This is a genomic window from Actinomyces sp. oral taxon 448 str. F0400 (assembly GCF_000220835.1).
In the GTDB taxonomy this organism is placed as follows: Bacteria; Actinomycetota; Actinomycetes; order Actinomycetales; family Actinomycetaceae; genus Actinomyces.
Genome location: NZ_GL985606.1, coordinates 714,338 through 732,095, shown reverse-complemented (window position 1 = coordinate 732,095; position 17,758 = coordinate 714,338). Strand labels below are relative to the sequence as shown.

14 protein-coding genes, 1 tRNA gene and 1 pseudogene are annotated in these 17,758 nt (G+C 70.0%); 9 read left to right on the top strand and 7 right to left on the bottom strand.

Annotated features, from left to right (window positions below; genetic code table 11):
• The 7 genes and pseudogenes from HMPREF9062_RS03140 to HMPREF9062_RS03105 all read left to right on the top strand — a co-directional run.
• Nucleotides 1-794: pseudogene (locus HMPREF9062_RS03140) on the top strand (TPM domain-containing protein); the annotation flags it as partial.
• A gap of 244 nt (nucleotides 795-1,038) precedes the next feature.
• Nucleotides 1,039-1,890 carry a PspA/IM30 family protein gene (locus HMPREF9062_RS03130; protein ID WP_009748578.1) on the top strand — a complete coding sequence of 284 codons (852 nt, stop codon included), beginning with the start codon at nucleotides 1,039-1,041 and terminating at the stop codon, nucleotides 1,888-1,890.
• Nucleotides 1,891-2,048: 158 nt separating this feature from the next.
• Nucleotides 2,049-2,648 (top strand): NYN domain-containing protein, encoded by a 600-nt coding sequence (locus HMPREF9062_RS03125; protein WP_034253631.1) that lies wholly within the window; start codon nucleotides 2,049-2,051, stop codon nucleotides 2,646-2,648.
• A 54-nt stretch (nucleotides 2,649-2,702) separates the two neighbouring features.
• Complete coding sequence (locus tag HMPREF9062_RS03120; RefSeq protein ID WP_009748576.1) at nucleotides 2,703-3,446, top strand: response regulator transcription factor; 744 nt, start codon at nucleotides 2,703-2,705, stop codon at nucleotides 3,444-3,446.
• A gap of 183 nt (nucleotides 3,447-3,629) precedes the next feature.
• Nucleotides 3,630-5,243 (top strand): sensor histidine kinase, encoded by a 1,614-nt coding sequence (locus HMPREF9062_RS03115; RefSeq protein ID WP_253270736.1) that lies wholly within the window; start codon nucleotides 3,630-3,632, stop codon nucleotides 5,241-5,243.
• A gap of 161 nt (nucleotides 5,244-5,404) precedes the next feature.
• Entirely contained in the window at nucleotides 5,405-6,589 is a 1,185-nt protein-coding gene (locus HMPREF9062_RS03110; RefSeq protein ID WP_034253628.1) for an HD domain-containing protein, read from the top strand.
• Between the two features lie 225 nt (nucleotides 6,590-6,814).
• Nucleotides 6,815-7,117 carry a WXG100 family type VII secretion target gene (locus HMPREF9062_RS03105; RefSeq protein WP_009748573.1) on the top strand — a complete coding sequence of 101 codons (303 nt, stop codon included), beginning with the start codon at nucleotides 6,815-6,817 and terminating at the stop codon, nucleotides 7,115-7,117.
• Between the two features lie 136 nt (nucleotides 7,118-7,253).
• Here the strand turns inward: HMPREF9062_RS03105 and groL are convergent, their stop codons facing one another.
• The 3 genes from groL to HMPREF9062_RS03090 form a co-directional block, all read right to left on the bottom strand.
• Nucleotides 7,254-8,879, bottom strand: coding sequence for a chaperonin GroEL (gene groL / locus HMPREF9062_RS03100; RefSeq protein ID WP_009748572.1), 1,626 nt, complete (start codon nucleotides 8,877-8,879; stop codon nucleotides 7,254-7,256).
• 335 nt (nucleotides 8,880-9,214) lie between these two features.
• A complete protein-coding gene (locus HMPREF9062_RS03095; protein WP_034253625.1) occupies nucleotides 9,215-10,543 on the bottom strand; it encodes a hypothetical protein in 1,329 nt (442 codons plus the stop codon).
• Entirely contained in the window at nucleotides 10,540-11,142 is a 603-nt protein-coding gene (locus HMPREF9062_RS03090; protein WP_034253622.1) for a LytR C-terminal domain-containing protein, read from the bottom strand. The genes HMPREF9062_RS03095 and HMPREF9062_RS03090 overlap by 4 nt, the downstream gene beginning before the upstream one ends.
• Before the next feature lie 87 nt (nucleotides 11,143-11,229).
• Here HMPREF9062_RS03090 and HMPREF9062_RS03085 point away from each other — a divergent pair, with 87 nt between their 5' ends.
• Nucleotides 11,230-11,907, top strand: coding sequence for a uracil-DNA glycosylase (locus tag HMPREF9062_RS03085; RefSeq protein ID WP_009748570.1), 678 nt, complete (start codon nucleotides 11,230-11,232; stop codon nucleotides 11,905-11,907).
• A gap of 73 nt (nucleotides 11,908-11,980) precedes the next feature.
• Here HMPREF9062_RS03085 and HMPREF9062_RS03080 read toward each other — a convergent pair whose 3' ends face one another.
• The 4 genes from HMPREF9062_RS03080 to HMPREF9062_RS03065 form a co-directional block, all read right to left on the bottom strand.
• Nucleotides 11,981-12,766 carry a Rossmann-like domain-containing protein gene (locus tag HMPREF9062_RS03080; protein WP_009748569.1) on the bottom strand — a complete coding sequence of 262 codons (786 nt, stop codon included), beginning with the start codon at nucleotides 12,764-12,766 and terminating at the stop codon, nucleotides 11,981-11,983.
• 128 nt (nucleotides 12,767-12,894) lie between these two features.
• Nucleotides 12,895-12,967, bottom strand: a tRNA-Thr gene (locus tag HMPREF9062_RS03075).
• A 38-nt stretch (nucleotides 12,968-13,005) separates the two neighbouring features.
• A complete protein-coding gene (locus tag HMPREF9062_RS03070; protein WP_009748568.1) occupies nucleotides 13,006-13,899 on the bottom strand; it encodes a DsbA family protein in 894 nt (297 codons plus the stop codon).
• A gap of 148 nt (nucleotides 13,900-14,047) precedes the next feature.
• Entirely contained in the window at nucleotides 14,048-16,144 is a 2,097-nt protein-coding gene (locus HMPREF9062_RS03065) for a protein kinase domain-containing protein (RefSeq protein ID WP_034254613.1), read from the bottom strand.
• A 227-nt stretch (nucleotides 16,145-16,371) separates the two neighbouring features.
• Between HMPREF9062_RS03065 and HMPREF9062_RS03060 the strand changes: the two genes are divergently transcribed.
• A complete protein-coding gene (locus tag HMPREF9062_RS03060; RefSeq protein WP_009748565.1) occupies nucleotides 16,372-17,499 on the top strand; it encodes an ABC transporter ATP-binding protein in 1,128 nt (375 codons plus the stop codon).
• Nucleotides 17,500-17,758: the final 259 nt, after the last annotated feature.

The window sequence follows — 17,758 nt, the reverse complement described above, 5'->3', positions numbered from 1 at the left end:
CCAGCACTCGCGAGCGCCTGTCCAGCGCCGTCTCGGACCTTCAAGCCGCGATCGCCTCCATCTCCTCCGACCTGACCGACGCCGAACGGCTGTCCGACCAGGTGCCCGAGGCCTCGCTGGCCCCGCTGGTCGCCGACGCCAAGGCCGCCATCACCGAAGGGCGCGCCGCCTGCGGGGCTGATGCGACCGGCGATCCCCTGGCCGCGCTCGACCATCTGACCCGGGCCGAGGCCGCAATCGACGACGCCCTGGCGCCCGCTCGGGCCGAGGAGGAGAACGACTCGCGGGCGCGCGCCTCGCTCGAAGCGCGGCTGACCCGGCTCGGCTCGCAGGTCGACTCCGTCACCTCCTACATCACCACCCACCGCGGAGCCGTGGGCCCCTCGGCCAGAACAGCGCTGAGCGAAGCCGCACGGCACGCCTCAGCGGCGTTCGCCCTTCGCGACTCCGACCCGTCGGCGGCGCTGACCGAGGTCGCGGCTGGTGAACCGCTCGCCGCTCAGGCGCAGACTCAGGCCCAGGCCGACGTGCAGCGCGGACCCGGCTCGTGGAACAGCTCACCGGGCGGGGGCGCGGGCGGCATCAATCTCGGCTCGCTCCTCCTGGGCGGGCTCCTGCTCGGCGGCGGGAGCAACCACGGGGACTACGGCGGCTGGGGCGGGCACTCGCACGGCGGCTTCTTCGATGGAGGCGGCTTCGACGGCGGAGGCGGCTTCTTCGATGGAGGCGGTTTCGACGGCGGAGGCGGTTTCGACGGCGGAGGCGGTTTCGACGGCGGAGGCGGTAGTTTCTGACACCGGCATTCACCTGCGGGCCGAGGGCCGCCTCCCGCCGGCCACTGTTCCGCGCCCGCCGGGACCGCATGATTTCCGGCCCGTCCCTCGGACACGCCCTCCGCGTCCTCATGCCTTCAGCGATAGGCTTTCGGCCCGTCGGGCGGCCGGTAGTGTTGTCATGGGACGATGATCCGAACGCCTCGCCGAGCGCAACCCGCCCGAGCGACGCGCCGCCGGGCACAAGGAAGGGAACAATCACACCATGGCTGAGAAGCAGTCGGTCCTGGGCCGTATCACCCAGTTGACGCGAGCCAACATCAACGCTCTCCTCGACCGCGCCGAGGACCCCGAGAAAATGCTCAACCAGCTGGTGCGCGACTACACCGCCTCCATCTCCGAGGCGCGCGACGCCGTCGCCCAGACGATCGGCAACCTGCGACTGGCCGAGAAGGACCACGACGCCGACGTCGCCGAGGCCAGGGACTGGGGCAACAAGGCCCTGGCGGCCTCGCGCAAGGCGGACCAGCTGCGCGCCGGCGGGGACGCCACCGGCGCCGACAAGTGGGACTCGCTGGCCAAGATCGCCCTCACCAAGCAGATCACGGCGGAGAACGAGGCCAAGGCCGCCGAGCCCATGATCGCCTCCCAGCAGCAGGTCGTCGAGCAGCTCAAGACGGGGCTCCAGCAGATGGAGTCCAAGCTGGGGGAGCTGCACTCCAAGCGCGACCAGCTCATCGCCCGGAAGAAGACGGCTGAGGCCCAGGTCAAGGTCCAGGGCGCGATCCGCTCGATCAACGTCATGGACCCCACCAGCGAGCTCTCCCGCTACGAGGACCAGGTCCGACGCGTCGAGGCGCAGGCCGCCGGCCAGATGGAGTTGGCGGGTTCCTCACTGGAGTCGCAGTTCGCCGAGCTGGAGGCCTCAAGCGCGCAGATGGAGGCCGAGGCCCGCCTGGCCGCGCTCAAGTCGGACGGCGAGGACTCGCTGCCCTCCTCCTCGGAGCCGGCGCAGATCACGGACGGTGACGACGTCGAAGCGGCCTTCGCCGCGCTCAAGGCCGAGAAGGCCCAGCCGACTGCCCGCCCCGCCGACCCAGACAGGTCCTCGTACTGATCCCCCACCGGCCGGCGCCGACGGCTCGCACAGCCCCTTCAGAAGACCGACAAGCGGGACTCTTCCAAGAACCCGGTTCCCAGGGAAGTCCTCTTATACGGCACGCCTGCACGTCACTTAAATCGGGGGGCGCCTTCCGGCCCGCTAGCATGTGCGTCATGAGCACACCGACCTATCTCCTCGTCGACGGCGAGAACATCGACGCCACTTTGGGCATGAGCGTTCTGGGACGCAGGCCCGAGCCCGAGGAGCGGCCGCGCTGGGACCGTGTGCTCTCCTTCTGCGACGACCTGTCCGACGCCAGCGCCGGCGGCCAGGGCGATGACACGATCGCCCTGTTCTTCCTCAACGCCACCTCGGGGCACATGCCGATGGGCTTCGTCCAGGCGCTCATGGCCATGGACTACCGCCCCCTGCCGCTGGCCGGATCGGGGGATCCCGAGGAGAAGGTCGTCGACATCGGTATCCAGCGCACGCTGGAGGCGATCGCCCTGCGAGTCGAGGCCGGCCAGGGCGCTCAGGTCCTGCTCGGCTCGCACGACGGCGACTACATCCCGCAGGTCGGGCGGCTCCTGGACGCGGGAGCCCGGGTCGGCGTGCTGTGCTTCCGCGAATTCCTCAACTCGCAGCTGGCGATCCTGGAGGCGCGCGGCCTGGCCATTCATGACCTCGAAACCGACGTGAGGGCCTTCACCAGCCCGCTGCCGCGCATTCGGATCATCCCGCTGGATGAGTTCGACCCGGTCACGTTCATCTGACGACCCGACCCGGCGCTCAGGAACCTTTCAGACTCGCCGGGCACAGTTGCATACATGGATCGCATCCAGGACTCCCACGCGTCTCACGAGGCTCACCTGCTCGTCGTCGACGACGAGCCCAATATCCGTGACCTGCTCGCCTCTTCGCTGCGGTTCGCCGGCTTCGAGGTGACGACGGCGGCGGACGGGAACGGCGCGCTCCACGGGGTCGATGCGGCCGACCCCGACCTCATCGTGCTCGACGTCATGCTCCCGGATATGGACGGCTTCACCGTGGCCAGGCGGCTGCGGGAGCGCGACATCACCACCCCCATCCTCTTCCTGACGGCCCGCGACGACATGGCCGATAAAGTGCAGGGTCTGACGGTCGGGGGCGACGACTACGTCACCAAACCCTTCGGGCTGGAGGAGGTGGTCGCGCGCATCCGCGCCATCCTGCGCCGGACGAACGGCACCGCAGACGAGGACGACGGCGTGGTGCGCGTGGCCGACCTCATCCTGGACGAGGACGCCCATGAGGTGCATCGCTCCGGCGTGGACGTCGAGCTATCCCCCACGGAGTTCAAGCTCCTGCGCTACCTCATGCTCAATGCCGGCCGGGTGGTGTCCAAGGCCCAGATCCTGGATCATGTCTGGGAGTACGACTGGAACGGGGACGCCGCTATCGTCGAGTCCTATATCTCCTATCTGCGTCGCAAGGTCGACCAGATCGAGGGCCAGGACGGCCGCACCGTCGCGCCACTTATTCAGACCCGCCGCGGGGTGGGCTACATGCTGCGCGAGCCCAAGGGCGAGTGACCGGTGCGCACCGCCAGGAGGACCACGCGCTCACCCACGCCCGGAGCGGGCCCCGCCCGCCGCGTCGCCCGGCCCCCTCGGGCCTCGACGGGCCCGGCTCGCAGGGCGCGCTCCGCCCGGCAGACGCGTCCTGCGACCAAGGGTCGTCAGTACCGCCCGATCAAGAGGGGGCGCTGGCATCCGCTGACCTCGGTGCGGCGGTCCTGGCACACCCTGCCCCTGCGCAGTCGGCTCGCCCTGATCACTACGGGGCTGCTGACCGCCGGCCTGCTCATCGCCTCCTTGTCGGTCACCTCCCTACTCAACCAGCATCTCACCACTCAGATCGACGACCAGCTGCGGACGACCGCCGGGACGATCGGTCATCAGGGACTGGACCAGATCCACGCCGGTGAGAGCTCGAAGATGCCCTCGACCTACTATGTCGAGGTCCAGTACCTCGACGGACCGTCGGGCCAGATCGTCTCCGACGACACGGCCGCCGAATACGGCGTCCCGGTTCTCGGCACGCTCTCCCTGGACGACGCCATCAACCAGAAGATCTTCACCGTCAATTCCAGCCTCCTGGGGCAGCAGTGGCGCGTGCAGACCCTGGCGCTGGCATCCAGCAACGGCGTCGACGGCGAGTTCACCGGGATCATCGCGATCGCGCTGCCCCTGACCAGCGCCATCGACACCGTCTCCCAGACCCGCATCATCGTGGCCTTCACAGACGTCTCGGTGATCCTTCTGGGCGCGGCGACGGCCACGTATCTAGTACGCCGCTCCTTTCGACCGCTGCGGCAGATCGAACGGGTGGCCGGAAGGATCGCCTCGGGCGATCTGTCGGCGCGCGTGCCCAACACCGAGCCATCCAGTACCGAGGTCGGCTCCCTCCAGCGGGCGCTAAACACGATGCTCCAGCGTAACGAGCAGGCTTTCGACGTCCAACTGGTCGCCCAGGAACGCATGACCCGATTCGTCTCGGACGCCTCGCACGAGCTGCGCACCCCCTTGTCGGCGATACGCGGCTACGGCGAGCTCTACCGCATGGGAGGGGTGCCCCCCGAGCGGACCGAGGAGGTCATGAACCGCATCGAGTCCGAGGCCTCGCGCATGGGGCGCCTCGTCGACGATCTCCTCCAGCTCGCCCGTATGGACGAGGGCCGCGAGATGACGATGGAGAGGGTCGACCTGACGGCCATCGCCGCCGGCGCCCTGACCGATATGACGGTCCTGGCTCCTCAGCGCGACTGCGCCCTGATCCCGCTCGACGACGACGCGGCGGCAGCCGACCAGGAGCCCCCCGAGGCCATCGTCATCGGCGACAAGGATCGGCTCTCCCAAGTGCTGACGAACCTGCTGGGCAACGTCGTGCGGTACACCCCTGAGGACTCGTCGGTGGAGATCGCCATCGGACTGTGTCCCGGAACGGTACGCGTGTCTGCCTCCGAAACCGAGTCGGCCGCCACGGAACCCGCCGCGCCCGGCCGCGGGCCGACGCGCGACGCCGCAGGACGGAACCCGGCGCGCAGGCCGGCGTCCGCTGGCGCCGCTCCGGAGGCGGTCGCCGTCGTCGAGGTGCGCGACCACGGTCCGGGCGTCTCCGACCAGGACGCGCAGAAGGTCTTCCGGCGCTTCTATCGCGCGGACACCTCCCGCAACCGCGAGACGGGTGGCTCGGGGCTGGGGCTCGCGATCGTCTCAGCGATCATCGAGCGGCACGGCGGCACGGTGCGCATGCTGCACACCCCGGGCGGCGGCGCAACAGTGCGCATTGAGCTTCCCGCCCTCCTGTCGGACGCCACCGACGCCTGATCGCCCCGGGGGACGGGGATCCGGCGGGGCCGGCCGCTCGGGGACGCCCGCGGAGCACAGCGTTTTCAAAGGTGGTCCGTCGAACATGTCCGAAACTTCGACATCTTTCGCGCTGCAGCAATACGATGACTCGCGTCCAGCACCCGACCTCGGAGGCTCGTATGGGCGTCATCGACGCACCGCAGTGGCTTCTTCCCGCCTATGTCCGCAGTGTGCGAGCACTGGGCGCCACCGCTCCGGTCGAGGCCATCGGCCAGTCGGGGGAGACCCTCGTCTCGATGTGGTCCAGTCCGGATCGCCGCTTCCACAATCTCAAACACGCGATCGACATGCTCGCCCGCGTCGACGAACTCGCGGACGAATCCCACAACCCCGACGTCATGCGCCTGGCCGCCTGGTACCACGGGTGCGTCTTCTCCTCGGCCTCGGAACAGACCTACAGACGCAATGGCGGCGAGGACGAGGTCGCCTCCGCAGCCTACGCGGCGCACGACCTGCGGGACCTCGGCCTGCCCGACGCGACGGTGGACCGCATATGCGCCCTCATCCTCAACCTCAAACGCCACAATCTGCCCTCCAACGACATCGACGCCATGGCCCTCAACGATGCCGACCTGGGAGCGCTCGCCGTCGGACCCCAGCAATACAAGCGCTACCGTCAGCTGGTGCGGGAGGAGTACGTCCATATCCCCGCTGAGGACTACCTGCGCGCGCGCCTGGCCATCGTCACCCGTCTCCTGGATCGCGACGTGCTGTTCTCCTCCCCGCTCGGCCAGCGGTGGGAACTGCCCGCCCGCCAGAATCTCCAGGCCGAACAGCGGCGACTGACCGACGAGCTGGCCCGCACGTGCGCGTGTACCGGGACCTCCGGCGAGACCGAGTCCGCCCCCGGGGGACCCGCCGTCAAGGAGGACGACGGGGCCTCACGCGTCAGGTCCGCCTCCGGCTCCCCGGACCCGTTCCCGGCCTCCTCTCCTTCTCGGTCCTCCCCTGCGTCGGCCGCCTCACCGGGCACACCCGCCGACGGCGTCGCGGTCGGCACGGGTCGGGCCTCCGCCCGGCCCGGACGGAGGCGTCCGACGCAGGAGGAGGGGGACCTGGGGCACACGACCTCGATGGAATCCTGCGCGGCCGACCTGGACCGGCTCATGACGGCCCGCCGCGTGCTGGTCGCAGACGGTGAGCGGGCGGCGGACCGGGCGGCCCTGGTCGAGGCCGAACGCGCCAAGTTCGCCGAGCGCCTGCGAGCACGCACCGAAGCGGCCAAGGCTCTGCGGGAGGCGCGAACCGGTGAGATCGCGCCGATCACCGACCCCATCGTCGAGGATGGCGCGGGCGATTCCTGACACTTCTCAGTCCGACGGCGAGGCATTTTCACCTTTCACCGCCGGACTCCGGCATGTCATCGCGGAGCTTCACAGGAGTCTCCGCGCCGAGGTTGTCCACAGCGTCCGCACACCCTCGGTGCGCGGACGGGAGCGGGGTCTCTACGCTGAGTGCACGCCCCACGTCGGGCTCATTCACCGCACCGCTGCGGCGGTTGCTCCAGGACTCTCACGAAAGGCCCCGCCATGCCCGTTTTCTCCGTCGACACCCAGGCCGTCGCCGACACCGCGGCCCGCACCCGCACTCGTATCGCCACGATCCAGACGGAGACCGACGGTCTTAAGGGCGACATCGCCCTGCTGCAGTCCTCATGGACGGGCGGCGCCTCGGACTCCATGGCCACCTGTGCTGCCGACTGGCATGTGACCGCCATCCAAGTGCAATCGAGCCTGGACCTCATCAGCCAGGCCCTCGATCAGGCGGCCGTATCCTACGACGACGCCGAGACCGCCAACACCGGCCGCTTCGGTTACCGCCCCGGGGTCTGACCAACCGGCGAGAACAGCGAGCGTACGAGGCGACGGCGGGCCGCCCGCCTGCACGCGCAGGGGACGACCCGCCGTCGTTCGCTCAATGAGCGTTCCGTCGCCGGCTTCCGGGCCGGCGAGAATTAGACGGGACGGCTCAGTACATGCCGCCCATCTCGTCACCGCCGCCGCCAGCAGCCGGCGGAGCCGGGGGCTCGGGCTTGTCCGCGACCACGGCCTCCGTGGTCAGGAACAGGCCCGCGATGGAGGCGGCGTTCTGCAGTGCCGAGCGGGTGACCTTGACCGGGTCGGCGATGCCGGCGGACAGGAGGTTGACGTAGTCGCCGGTCGCGGCGTTCAGGCCCTCGCCGGTGGGCAGGTTGCGGACGCGGTCGACGACGACGCCGCCCTCGAAGCCGGCGTTGACGACGATCTGCTTGAGCGGGGACTCCAGAGCCACCTTGACGATCGCAGCACCGGTGGCCTCATCGTCGACAAGGTCGAGATCGGCCAGGGCCTCACCGGACTGAAGGAGAGCCACGCCACCGCCGGCGACGATGCCCTCCTCGACAGCGGCCTTGGCGTTGCGCACGGCGTCCTCAATACGGTGCTTGCGCTCCTTGAGCTCGACCTCGGTGGCGGCGCCGGACTTCAGGACGGCGACACCGCCGGCGAGCTTGGCCAGGCGCTCGGAGAGCTTCTCACGGTCGTACTCGGAGTCGGAGTTCTCGATCTCGCCGCGGATCTGGGACACGCGGGCGTCGATGGCGTCCTTCTCCCCGGCGCCCTCGACGATGGTGGTCTCATCCTTGGTGACGACGACCTTGCGGGCCTGGCCCAGGTCCTCCAGGGTGGCGTTCTCCAGCTTGAGGCCGACGGTTTCGGAGATGACGGTGCCGCCGGTGAGGATGGCCATGTCCTGGAGCATCGCCTTGCGGCGGTCGCCGAAGCCGGGGGCCTTGACGGCCACGGACTTGAAGGTGCCGCGGATGCGGTTGACGACGAGGGTCGCCAGGGCCTCGGCCTCGACGTCCTCGGCGATGATCGCCAGCGGCTTGCCGGACTGCATGACCTTCTCCAGCAGGGGCAGCAGGTCCTTGACGTTGGAGATCTTGGACTCGACGAGCAGGACGTAGGCGTCCTCCAGGACGGCCTCCTGACGGTCGGCGTCGGTGACGAAGTAGGGCGAGATGAAGCCCTTGTCGAAGCGCATGCCCTCGGTGACCTCGAGTTCGAGGCCGAAGGTGTTGGACTCCTCGACGGTGATGACGCCGTCGTGGCCGACCTTCTCCAGAGCCTCGGCGATGAACTCGCCGATCTGCTCGTCGCCGGCGGAGATGGAGGCCGTGGCCGCGATCTCCTCCTGCGTCTCAACGTCCTTGGCGTCGGCGAGCAGGCGCTCGACGACGGCCTCGACGGCCTTGTCGATACCACGGCGCACGGCGATCGGGTTGGCGCCGGCGGCAACATTGCGCAGGCCCTCGCGCACGAGCGCCTGGGCGAGGACGGTGGCGGTGGTGGTGCCGTCACCGGCGACGTCGTCGGTCTTCTTGGCGACCTCCTTGACGAGCTCGGCGCCGATCTTCTCGTAGGGCTCCTCGAGCTCGATCTCCTTGGCGATGGTCACGCCGTCGTTGGTGATCGAGGGGGCGCCCCACTTCTTGTCGAGCACGACATTGCGGCCCTTGGGGCCGAGAGTGACCTTGACGGTGTCGGCGAGGGTGTTCAGGCCTCGCTCCATACCGCGGCGTGCCTCCTCATCGAAGGCGATGATCTTGGGCATTGCTGCTCCTTCGTGGCATGCGGCCGGGCGGTGCCCGCGACGGACGGATCGAGTCCCGGCGTTCACGTCACGCCCGGTCCCGACCCTCACCTTGCGGCCTGGGTCGTTCACGCGCGACCGTCGAGCGATTGTCACTCGACGGCCCCGAGTGCTAACCGCAATGCTGGCACTCTCCACTCCCGAGTGCAAGGCTCACCGGGTTCGCCCTCGGCAGGATCGTCGTCGGCGGCGCGCCCCATCCGCGGTGACACGGGTGACATGCGCGAACCCGCAAGCCGGCCCCCGGCATTCGAGGACGGCTCACCCCGTCTCTCCCTCTCCCCCACCCCACCGTCTCACACCGTCTCACGCGCCGCCAGGAGAACGAGCGCGCAGGTCCACGCCAGGGGCGCCGGCCCCGCCGGGGTTCCGTCGGCGCGAACCTTCTCCGGCAGCGCCCCCACCGCCGTGCGGTGGTGATCCACCCAGTCCAGCAGCCCGGCGGCCTCTCGCGTCAGGCCCAGCGCGGCCGCCGACCACGCCAGCAACGTCGTCTCAGGTGTCCACGAGACGCCGTCATCGCGCCAGGACCGGCCGGGGGCTACTCCCCCGCTCGCCCGGCGCATCCGCTCCGCAGCGCTGCGGCGCGCCGCCGTCGCCCCCGCCGGAGCCCTGGTGAAGGGCGGGCCGACCAGCGCGATGGCGGCATCAACGTCGTCGTCGCCCGCGTGACGGCCCCAGTCCGGGGAGAAAGCCCGTTCCATGGCGGCGCGCACGGTCTGCGCCCGCTGCGCCGAGAGCCCGGCGAAGGCGCCGACGCCGAGCCCCGCCCCCTCCAGGGCCGCCGCCGCCTCCAGCCCCAGGAGGACGGGCGCCGCCGTCCCCAGGGTGAGGACCCGCTCGGGGACCTCCCAGTAGTCCGGCGAGGCCGGCGGCAAGTGCGACGGCGTGTCGGTCAGCGCCATCAGGTTGCCGACGGCTCGCACCAGTCCCGCGCCGCAGACCGTCCCCAGCTCATCGATCCCGGCCCCGTCGGCCATGACCCTGCCCGCCGCCCACAGCATCCAGCCGGCGCCATCTCCCTGGGCCGGCCGGGAATCGGGGACGCCGCCGGAGGCCGTGTAGCGCGCCTCGAAGCCGCCGTCGGGACGCTGCACCTCGGCCAGATGGGCCAGGACGGCGAGCGCCTCGTCGCGCAGGCCGACAGCGGAGAATGCGGCCGCGGCGAAGGAGGCGTCGCGCGGCCAGGTGTAGCGCCAGCCGCCGACCGGTCCGGCGACGACCGCACCGGTCGGGAACACCGTCGGTGGCTGACCCTGAGTGGCCAGGATCGGACCGGTCAGAGCCAGAAGATCAGCCAGGGCGTCGTCGGCTAGGCCGGCCCATCGGCTCTCCGGCAGGCGAGCGCCGCTGCGTCGCCGCCGCTGTCTCGAGGCCGCCTCGCTCCCCCGCGCGGACGCGCGCACCCGGGTCCCGGGGCCGTAGACGGCGGCGGTGCCGGGCGACAAGGCGCACACGGCGCCGTCGGCCTCGATGACGACGCCCTCGCAACGGAGAGCGGGCTCCCGCCGCCACGGGTGCGACCCTGCGGCGGCGCCGGCCACGACGGCCGCACCCGTGGCGGGCAGCAGCGCAACGGCCCGCAAGAGGTCTCGCCGGGCGGGCGGAACGGGAGCCGGGCTCACTCCTGGTAGTCGTCCCGTAGGACGACGACGATCGGGTTGGACTCGGCCGCGTCGGAGGACTCCACGACGTTGGTCACGTTCAGCGCCTGGGCCGCAGCCTGAGCGGCCGGGGCGTTCTGCGGGGAGGCGTAGAAGATCGTCGTGGTGGTCGGCTCATCGGAGGGGTACACGCCCTGGGAGACGTTAACCGAGGTGAAGCCGGCGTTCTCGAGCTTGCTGCCGGTGCGAGCGGCCAGGCCGGTGGTGGTGGTGCCGTTGGACACCGTCACGCCCGTGGTTAGGTCGGCGTTGCCGCTGGGCGTGGGCGGGGAGTCGGGCGTGGCGCTCTCGGTCGGAGTGGGGGACCCGGTGACCGGAGCGGTCTGGGGCGCCGTCGTCCCGGTGCTCGGGCTGGACGAGCCGGTCGCTGCGGGAGAGCCGCCCGTGCGACCCAGCAGGGCGACGGCGCCCCAGGCTACGAGCGGCACGATGATGAGCACCGCCGCCAGTGGAATCCAGCTGCGCCACGCGGGCACCTGAGCACGATGCACGCCGACAGGTACCGGCCCGTCGGCGTCCGCGGCGTCGAACTCGTCGTCGGGGTACTGGTAGTCGCTCACCCAGCGAGAATAGCGGGCCGTCCCTGTTGAACGCGGGCGACCCGCGGAGTCTCCCCCGGACGGAGGACGAACGGATAGGGTTGCGGAATGAACGACCCCAAGCCTTTATCCGAGATCGTCCACCCCTCGTGGGTCGATGCTCTCAAGCCCGTCGAACCGACCATCCACGAGATCGGCGCCCGCCTGCGCCAGGAGGTCGCTGAGGGTCACGGCTACCTCCCGGCGGGCACCGACGTGCTGCGCGCCTTCACCTACCCGATGGAGGGGGTCAAAGTCCTCATCGTGGGGCAGGACCCCTATCCCACCCCCGGGCACCCGATGGGTCTGAGCTTCTCCGTGCAGCCGGGTGTCAAGCCACCGCGCAGCTTGGAGAACATCTACACCGAGCTGGTCAGCGACCTGGGCGTGGAGCGGCCGACGTCAGGGGACCTCACGCCCTGGTCGCGTCAGGGGGTCATGCTGCTCAACCGGGTGCTGACGGTGCGCCCCGGCGCCCCCGCGTCGCACCGCGGCTGGGGCTGGGAGACCGTGACCCAGCGGGCGATCGAGGCGCTGGTCGAGCGCCCGGAGCCGCTCGTCGCCATTCTGTGGGGCCGCCCGGCGCAGTCGTTGACCCCGTTGCTCGGAACCACGCCGGTCATCGCCTCACCGCACCCCTCCCCGCTGAGCGCCTCGCGCGGATTCTTCGGATCCAAGCCCTTCAGCCGCGCCAATGCCGAACTGACCCGGCTGGGCGCGCAGCCCGTGGACTGGCGCCTTCCCTGAGACGACGCCCGTTCCCCGAAGCGGGCCGGACCCCCCGCACCGGACCGCCCGGTCCCAGTGCATGCCCCGCGGCCTACTGACGCACCGGGGTGGCGGCGCGGTGCTGATGCATGCGCGCGCCCGGGCCGATCTCACCGGAGGCCGACAGCGTCTTGATGGTGTCGGCCGAGGCGGCCTCGGGGTCGGGGATGTAGCCGGTGACTGTGTCCACGCCCAGATCGAGCAGGAGCGGGTGCATGGGGGTGGACGGGCCCACGAGCACTGTGTGCGCGCCTCCGCCGACCGCCAGATCGAGAAGCCGGGGGGCCGTCTTGTTGACGAAGCTCGACGAGGAGATGAAGACGTAGTCGGCCTCGGGCAGCAGGTACTCGCAGGCCGTGTCCGGATAGTCCCCCGGTTCGGGGGTACGCTCCAGGGTCTGCAGGTCGGCGGCCCTCCACAGGGCGCGGCGAGCGAAGGGGAAGTGCCCGACGATCGCAACGGTGCGACCCTCGACGGCGTCAGCGTAGGGGTCGAAGACCTCGCGCCAGGTCAGCCCCGCGCCGGTGGGCACGAAGCCGTGCTCAGCGGCGACCTCGGGCCGGGAGTACCACGAGTTGATGGCGGCCAGTCCGACACTGGCCTCGGCCAGGTTCCAGCTGCGCACCAGGGCGGCGACGTCGCGGACCGGGCGGCCCGCATCCGGGAGATCGGCGGAGAGCGCCGGGCGGCTCACGCCTCGCATGGTCCACGCCGAGCCGACGCCCCCGGCAGAGTTGAGCACCCGGGTCCACCGGGCGCCGCGGTCGGAGACGGTCACAGTCACGTCCTCGGGCAGATCATCGATGAGGGCGTCGTAGATATCCCAGCGGCTGGTCACGGACGGGCTCCTTACGGCTTGTCAGCGTGTCGCGGTTCGTCGCGGCACGGCGAACGAATCGATTTCTCAAGGAATAAGGGTCACCTTACTCGCTGTTGCCGCGGAGCCGCCCGGGCTCGCCGTCGCGGAGCCGCGTGCCGGGCTCGAACCGGCGACCTGCTGTTTACAAGACAGCTGCTCTGCCAACTGAGCTAACGCGGCGTGCCCATGAGCCTACAGGGTCGGCCACGAGCGCGGGGTCACCCGGCCGCCGTCGAGGAGGACTCGGCCGACGCGGCGCCGCCCTCGGCGGGAGCCTGGCCGTCGTCGCCCGGGGCCGGAGTCCCCGAGGCGCCGCCCGCCAGGCCGTCGACCGCCTCCGTCAAAGCGGTCTCGGTGGAGAGGGTCTGCAGATCGAGCTGCGTGCCGTCGAGCAGGACGGTCGGGGTCGATTGCAGCCCCTTGTCCTTGAAGGTCCCAGTGCCGGTCTCCGTCCACGTGCCGTAGGAGTTGTCCTTCACCGTCTTGTTGAAGGCGTCGACGATGCTCCCCGATACGCCGGTACTCTTCGCAGTGCTGGCGAGCTCGTCGACCGTCAGGCGGTTGCCGTCCTGAGAGTTGTAGATCTCGGAGAAGAGGGAGAAGGCGGCGTTGTGGAAGTCCAGCGCCGTGTCGGGCTGCTGGTCGAGCACCAGGCCCATGCCGTTCATGACGATGTCGGTCCAATTCTGACCGAGGATCTTGCAGGGGCGCAACGCCAGAGTGATCCTGCCGTCGCGCAGGAGCGTGGTGATCTCCTCGGTGTGGAGAGTGTCGAAGGCCGCGCAGAAATGGCAGGAGTAATCGAAGAAGACGTCGAGGACGGGAGCGCCGTCGTTGGAGGTGCCCGGTGTCAGCGGGGCACCGAAGGTCACCGAGCCGTCGGCCTCGGCCACGCCCGGGAAGGAATTGCCCACGACGGTGTTCTTCCGCGAGTAGACGACGAGCCCGGCCCCGGCGCCAACAACAACCACCGTGGCCGCCCCGAGCAGGCTTCGCCGCGTGATCTTGGCGCGGCGCTCTCGTCGCTCCTGCTCCTCCCGGAGCGCCTTCGCCTTGGCACGGGCCGCCGCACGGCGCTCGGCCTTGGTCGGACGGGGTGTGTTCGAGGCCACGAGGACTCCTCAAATCGGCTACAGGACCGCACAAGGCTTAACAGTCCTGACGGCATGACATGGGTATTCTGCCTGGCCATCGCCCCATAAGCACCGTCCGAACACTGCGGCCTGCCTCACGCTCCGGCCTCGGCCCGCTCAGGCCCGCTCAACCCGCGGTCGTCGTGGCGAAGGGGTGCAGCCAGGCGGGAGGAAGAATGCCCAGCCCGTGGAGGACGAACACGCCCGCGGCCAGCGCGAGCACGACGACGGTGCCGATGACGAGCCGGCTCCTGGTGCCCAGGGCGGCTCCGATCATGCGCGCCGCCCCGCGTCGCGTCGATGAGCCCCACGGCACCATCCAGGCGACAAGGAGCATCGGCGCTGTCACGCAGCACATGAGCAGGCTGCCGCGATCGTAGGAGGCCCAGTCCTCCAGAATCGTTGGAGTCGAGCCGCTGCTCTCCCCCAGCAGCGACCCGCCGGCCAGGAGGAAAATGATGGTGGAGACGATGAGGGCCGGGATGAGTGCGAAGACGTTAGTCACGAACGAGCTCACGAGGTACCAGGGCATGGCCGCCCACATGCGCGAGGTGTCCCCGGCGCAGACGCGACCGGCCTCCAGACGGCGCCACCGCCGGGCGTCGTCGGCCCGACCCACGGTTCCCGCCACGACCAGGAGCACCGCGTACACGAGCATCACCCAGACGGGGATACTGGCCGACAGCGACACCAGGAGCACGAACAGGGAGAAGACCACGAACGGATGGCGGCGCGGTTCGCGAGCCCAATCAGGTAGCGAGGACCCCATCGCCGGACCGGCGTACGGCCACTCGGCGCCGGGTCGGCGCGCCATCGGCGCCGGCTGCGGGAGCGCCGGCTGCAGCGCCGCCGGTCCCACCGGCACGCGCGCGGACATGACCGCCGGCTGCTGAACGGGCATGGGAGCGGGCGAGGGCCGGCGGGCCGGTCCGCCCGGGGCGGGGTATCCGCTGGATCCGCTGCCCGGCGCGTAAGCCACGGGCATCCCGCCGCCCGATGCCATCGCCTCGGGGGCAGGACCCCCGCCGGGGCTGAAGGCTGGAGACGCTTCGCTGTTCCGACCGGGGCCCGCCGCCGGGGTCCCCGGCCCGCCAGCTGCGCCGACGTAGCCGTAGTCGGCCGGCGACGCACGACCACCGTGCGGGCCGGCACCGGCGGAGGGCCCCGACGCCCCGTCGCCGTACCCGCTGGCCGACGGCGCGCTGGGGCCGGAGCCGTAACCGGTGGAGTGCTGAGCACCGACGACGCCGTAACCCGAAGCGAAGGTACTGGTGGCCGCATCGGCTTCATCGGCCTCATCCGCCTCGGCTCCGAGAGCCTCATCGATAGCCTCCTGTCCCGTTCCGCCGTCGGCGATCTCATCGAGGACGCGCAGCAGATCCTCGATGGCGAGTCGGTCGGCGACCCGCGGTGCGAGGGCGGCGGCGAAGGCCCGCGCCAGTGCCGGGCAGTCCTCCTCAAGCGAGCCGAGCTCGGGACTGCCGGCGTAGACGCGCCGGAAAACGGCTTGCCAGGGGCCCGATCCGAAGGGGGCCTGACCGGTGACGGCGAACAGGAGCACACCCGCGCAGGCGTACCAGTCGACGTCGGGGCTGGGCTCGTCGCCGTCGAGCATCTCCGGCGGGATGAAGCCGGGGGTGCCGGTGACCTGACCGGTCTGCGTCAGACGGACGTCGTCGGCGACCTGGGCGATGCCGAAGTCGATGAGAACCGGGCCCTGCGCGCCGAGCATGACGTTGGACGGTTTGAGATCGCGGTGGATGACACCGGCGGCGTGGACCGCCGACAGCGAGTCGACCAGCCCGTGAGCCAGGTCCGCCAGATCGCGCGCGTCGGTGGTCAGGTCGTAGGCGCCCTCGTGGTCGACCTCGTACTGAAGGGTGGGCCCGTCGACGAGCTCGGTGATGACGAAGGTGACGCCGGTCCCGTCGGCGCCATCACCGGTCTCGATATCGAGGATGCGGGCAACGCGGGAATCCCTGACGCGCGCCAGGACCGAGGCCTCCCGGTCCAGACGGCGCCTCGCCATGGGATCCGCGGCGATCTGAGGGTGAAGGATCTTCATGGCGATGTGGTTGCCCGCGCCATCGGCGACCTCCCAGACCACGCCCATACCGCCGGCCCCCAGCCGCCGGATCAGCCGGTATCCCCCGACCTCGGTGCCGGCGCGAAGTCCCGCCAGGGAAATCGGAGTGCCTGCTCCCAGGTCCGGGTTCTGCGTCATGACGCCCACAGTACCGGGCACCCCCGTCGCGACATGGGATGTGAGGGGCTTCACCGTCATCCGGAGCGAGTGGAACCCCGTAGATCTACCGGGCCATGCCAAACCTGTGACAGCATGAGCCCTGCGCGCGACCGACCGGCCGAGCGCACGTGTCAATGCGGACACGCATTCGGCACCTTTCACAACGGATCGTCCGGCACGTACCTGCCGGTGAAGGGATACCACTCATGGCAACGGTGACTTTCGATCACGCCACCCGCATCTACCCGGGCAATGACCGCCCGAGCGTGGACGCGCTGAACCTCGCGATCTCCGACGGCGAGTTCCTCGTCCTGGTCGGCCCCTCCGGATGCGGCAAGTCCACTTCTCTGCGCATGCTCGCCGGTCTGGAGGACGTCAACTCCGGGCGCATTCTCATCGGGGACAAGGACGTCACCGATGTCCAGCCCAAGGACCGCGACATCGCCATGGTCTTCCAGAACTACGCCCTGTACCCGCATATGAGCGTGCACGACAACATGGGCTTCGCCCTCAAGATTGCGGGCACCCCTAAAGACGAGATCGACAAGCGGGTCAGGGAGGCGGCCAAGATCCTCGGCCTGACCGAGTACCTCGACCGCAAGCCGAAGGCTCTCTCCGGCGGCCAGCGCCAGCGCGTCGCCATGGGCCGTGCCATCGTGCGCAAGCCCAAGGTCTTCCTCATGGACGAGCCGCTGTCCAACCTGGACGCCAAGCTGCGCGTTCAGACCCGCACGCAGATCGCCTCCCTGCAGCGCTCGCTGGGCGTCACGACCGTCTACGTCACGCACGACCAGACCGAGGCCCTCACCATGGGCGATCGCATCGCGGTGCTCAAGGATGGAGTCCTCCAGCAGGTCGGCACCCCGCGCGAGATGTACGACAAGCCCGCCAACGAGTTCGTCGCCGGCTTCATCGGGTCGCCGGCCATGAACCTGGGCCAGTTCACGGTCGACGGTGAGGTCGCCACCATCGGCGAGGCCAAGATCCCGCTGAGCCGCGCCACCCTCGATGCCATCGCGCCCGAGGACAACGGCAAGGTCACCATCGGATTCCGCCCCGAGTCCCTCGAGGTCGTCTCCGCAGAGGACGAGCACTCCATTCCGGTGCGCCTGTCCTTCGTCGAGGAGCTCGGCTCCGACGCCTACATCTACGGCGAGCTCGTCGGAGCCGAGAAGTCGGAGGACAAGCTGGGTTCCGGTGAGGATTCCAGTCAGATCATCGTCCGCGTTCCTCCGCGCACCGCGCCGAACTCGGGTGAGAACGTCTATGTGCGCATCAAGCCGGGCGAGGAGCACATCTTCTCCGCCTCGACCGGCGAGCGTCTTCCCGCCTGAGTCAACGGCATCCATCAGCCCGACGGCGTCGCTATTCGGCCGGTCCCGCCCCTGACATCAGGGGCGGGACCGGCCGACGAATGGACTGAGGACGGCGTGCGCATCCGGACATGGCCGGTGGTGTGTGGTGGTGGTTGTTAGGGTGGGGTTATGGTTGATTTGCCGTGGGATCTGGAGTGGGTGGAGTCGTCGTTGCAGGAGGATCTGCTGGGGTATCACCAGTATTATCCGATGGGTGCGGGGCATGGGGTGGATGAGG

Bases quoted from the DNA above. Each gene is read 5' to 3' on its own strand.
- HMPREF9062_RS03130 (WP_009748578.1), top strand. From the start codon at position 1,039: ATGGCTGAGAAGCAGTCGGTCCTGGGCCGTATCACCCAGTTGACGCGA.
- HMPREF9062_RS03125 (WP_034253631.1), top strand. From the start codon at position 2,049: ATGAGCACACCGACCTATCTCCTCGTCGACGGCGAGAACATCGACGCC.
- HMPREF9062_RS03120 (WP_009748576.1), top strand. From the start codon at position 2,703: ATGGATCGCATCCAGGACTCCCACGCGTCTCACGAGGCTCACCTGCTC.
- HMPREF9062_RS03110 (WP_034253628.1), top strand. From the start codon at position 5,405: ATGGGCGTCATCGACGCACCGCAGTGGCTTCTTCCCGCCTATGTCCGC.
- HMPREF9062_RS03105 (WP_009748573.1), top strand. From the start codon at position 6,815: ATGCCCGTTTTCTCCGTCGACACCCAGGCCGTCGCCGACACCGCGGCC.
- groL (WP_009748572.1), bottom strand. From the start codon at position 8,879: ATGCCCAAGATCATCGCCTTCGATGAGGAGGCACGCCGCGGTATGGAG.
- HMPREF9062_RS03085 (WP_009748570.1), top strand. From the start codon at position 11,230: ATGAACGACCCCAAGCCTTTATCCGAGATCGTCCACCCCTCGTGGGTC.
- HMPREF9062_RS03065 (WP_034254613.1), bottom strand. From the start codon at position 16,144: ATGACGCAGAACCCGGACCTGGGAGCAGGCACTCCGATTTCCCTGGCG.
- HMPREF9062_RS03060 (WP_009748565.1), top strand. From the start codon at position 16,372: ATGGCAACGGTGACTTTCGATCACGCCACCCGCATCTACCCGGGCAAT.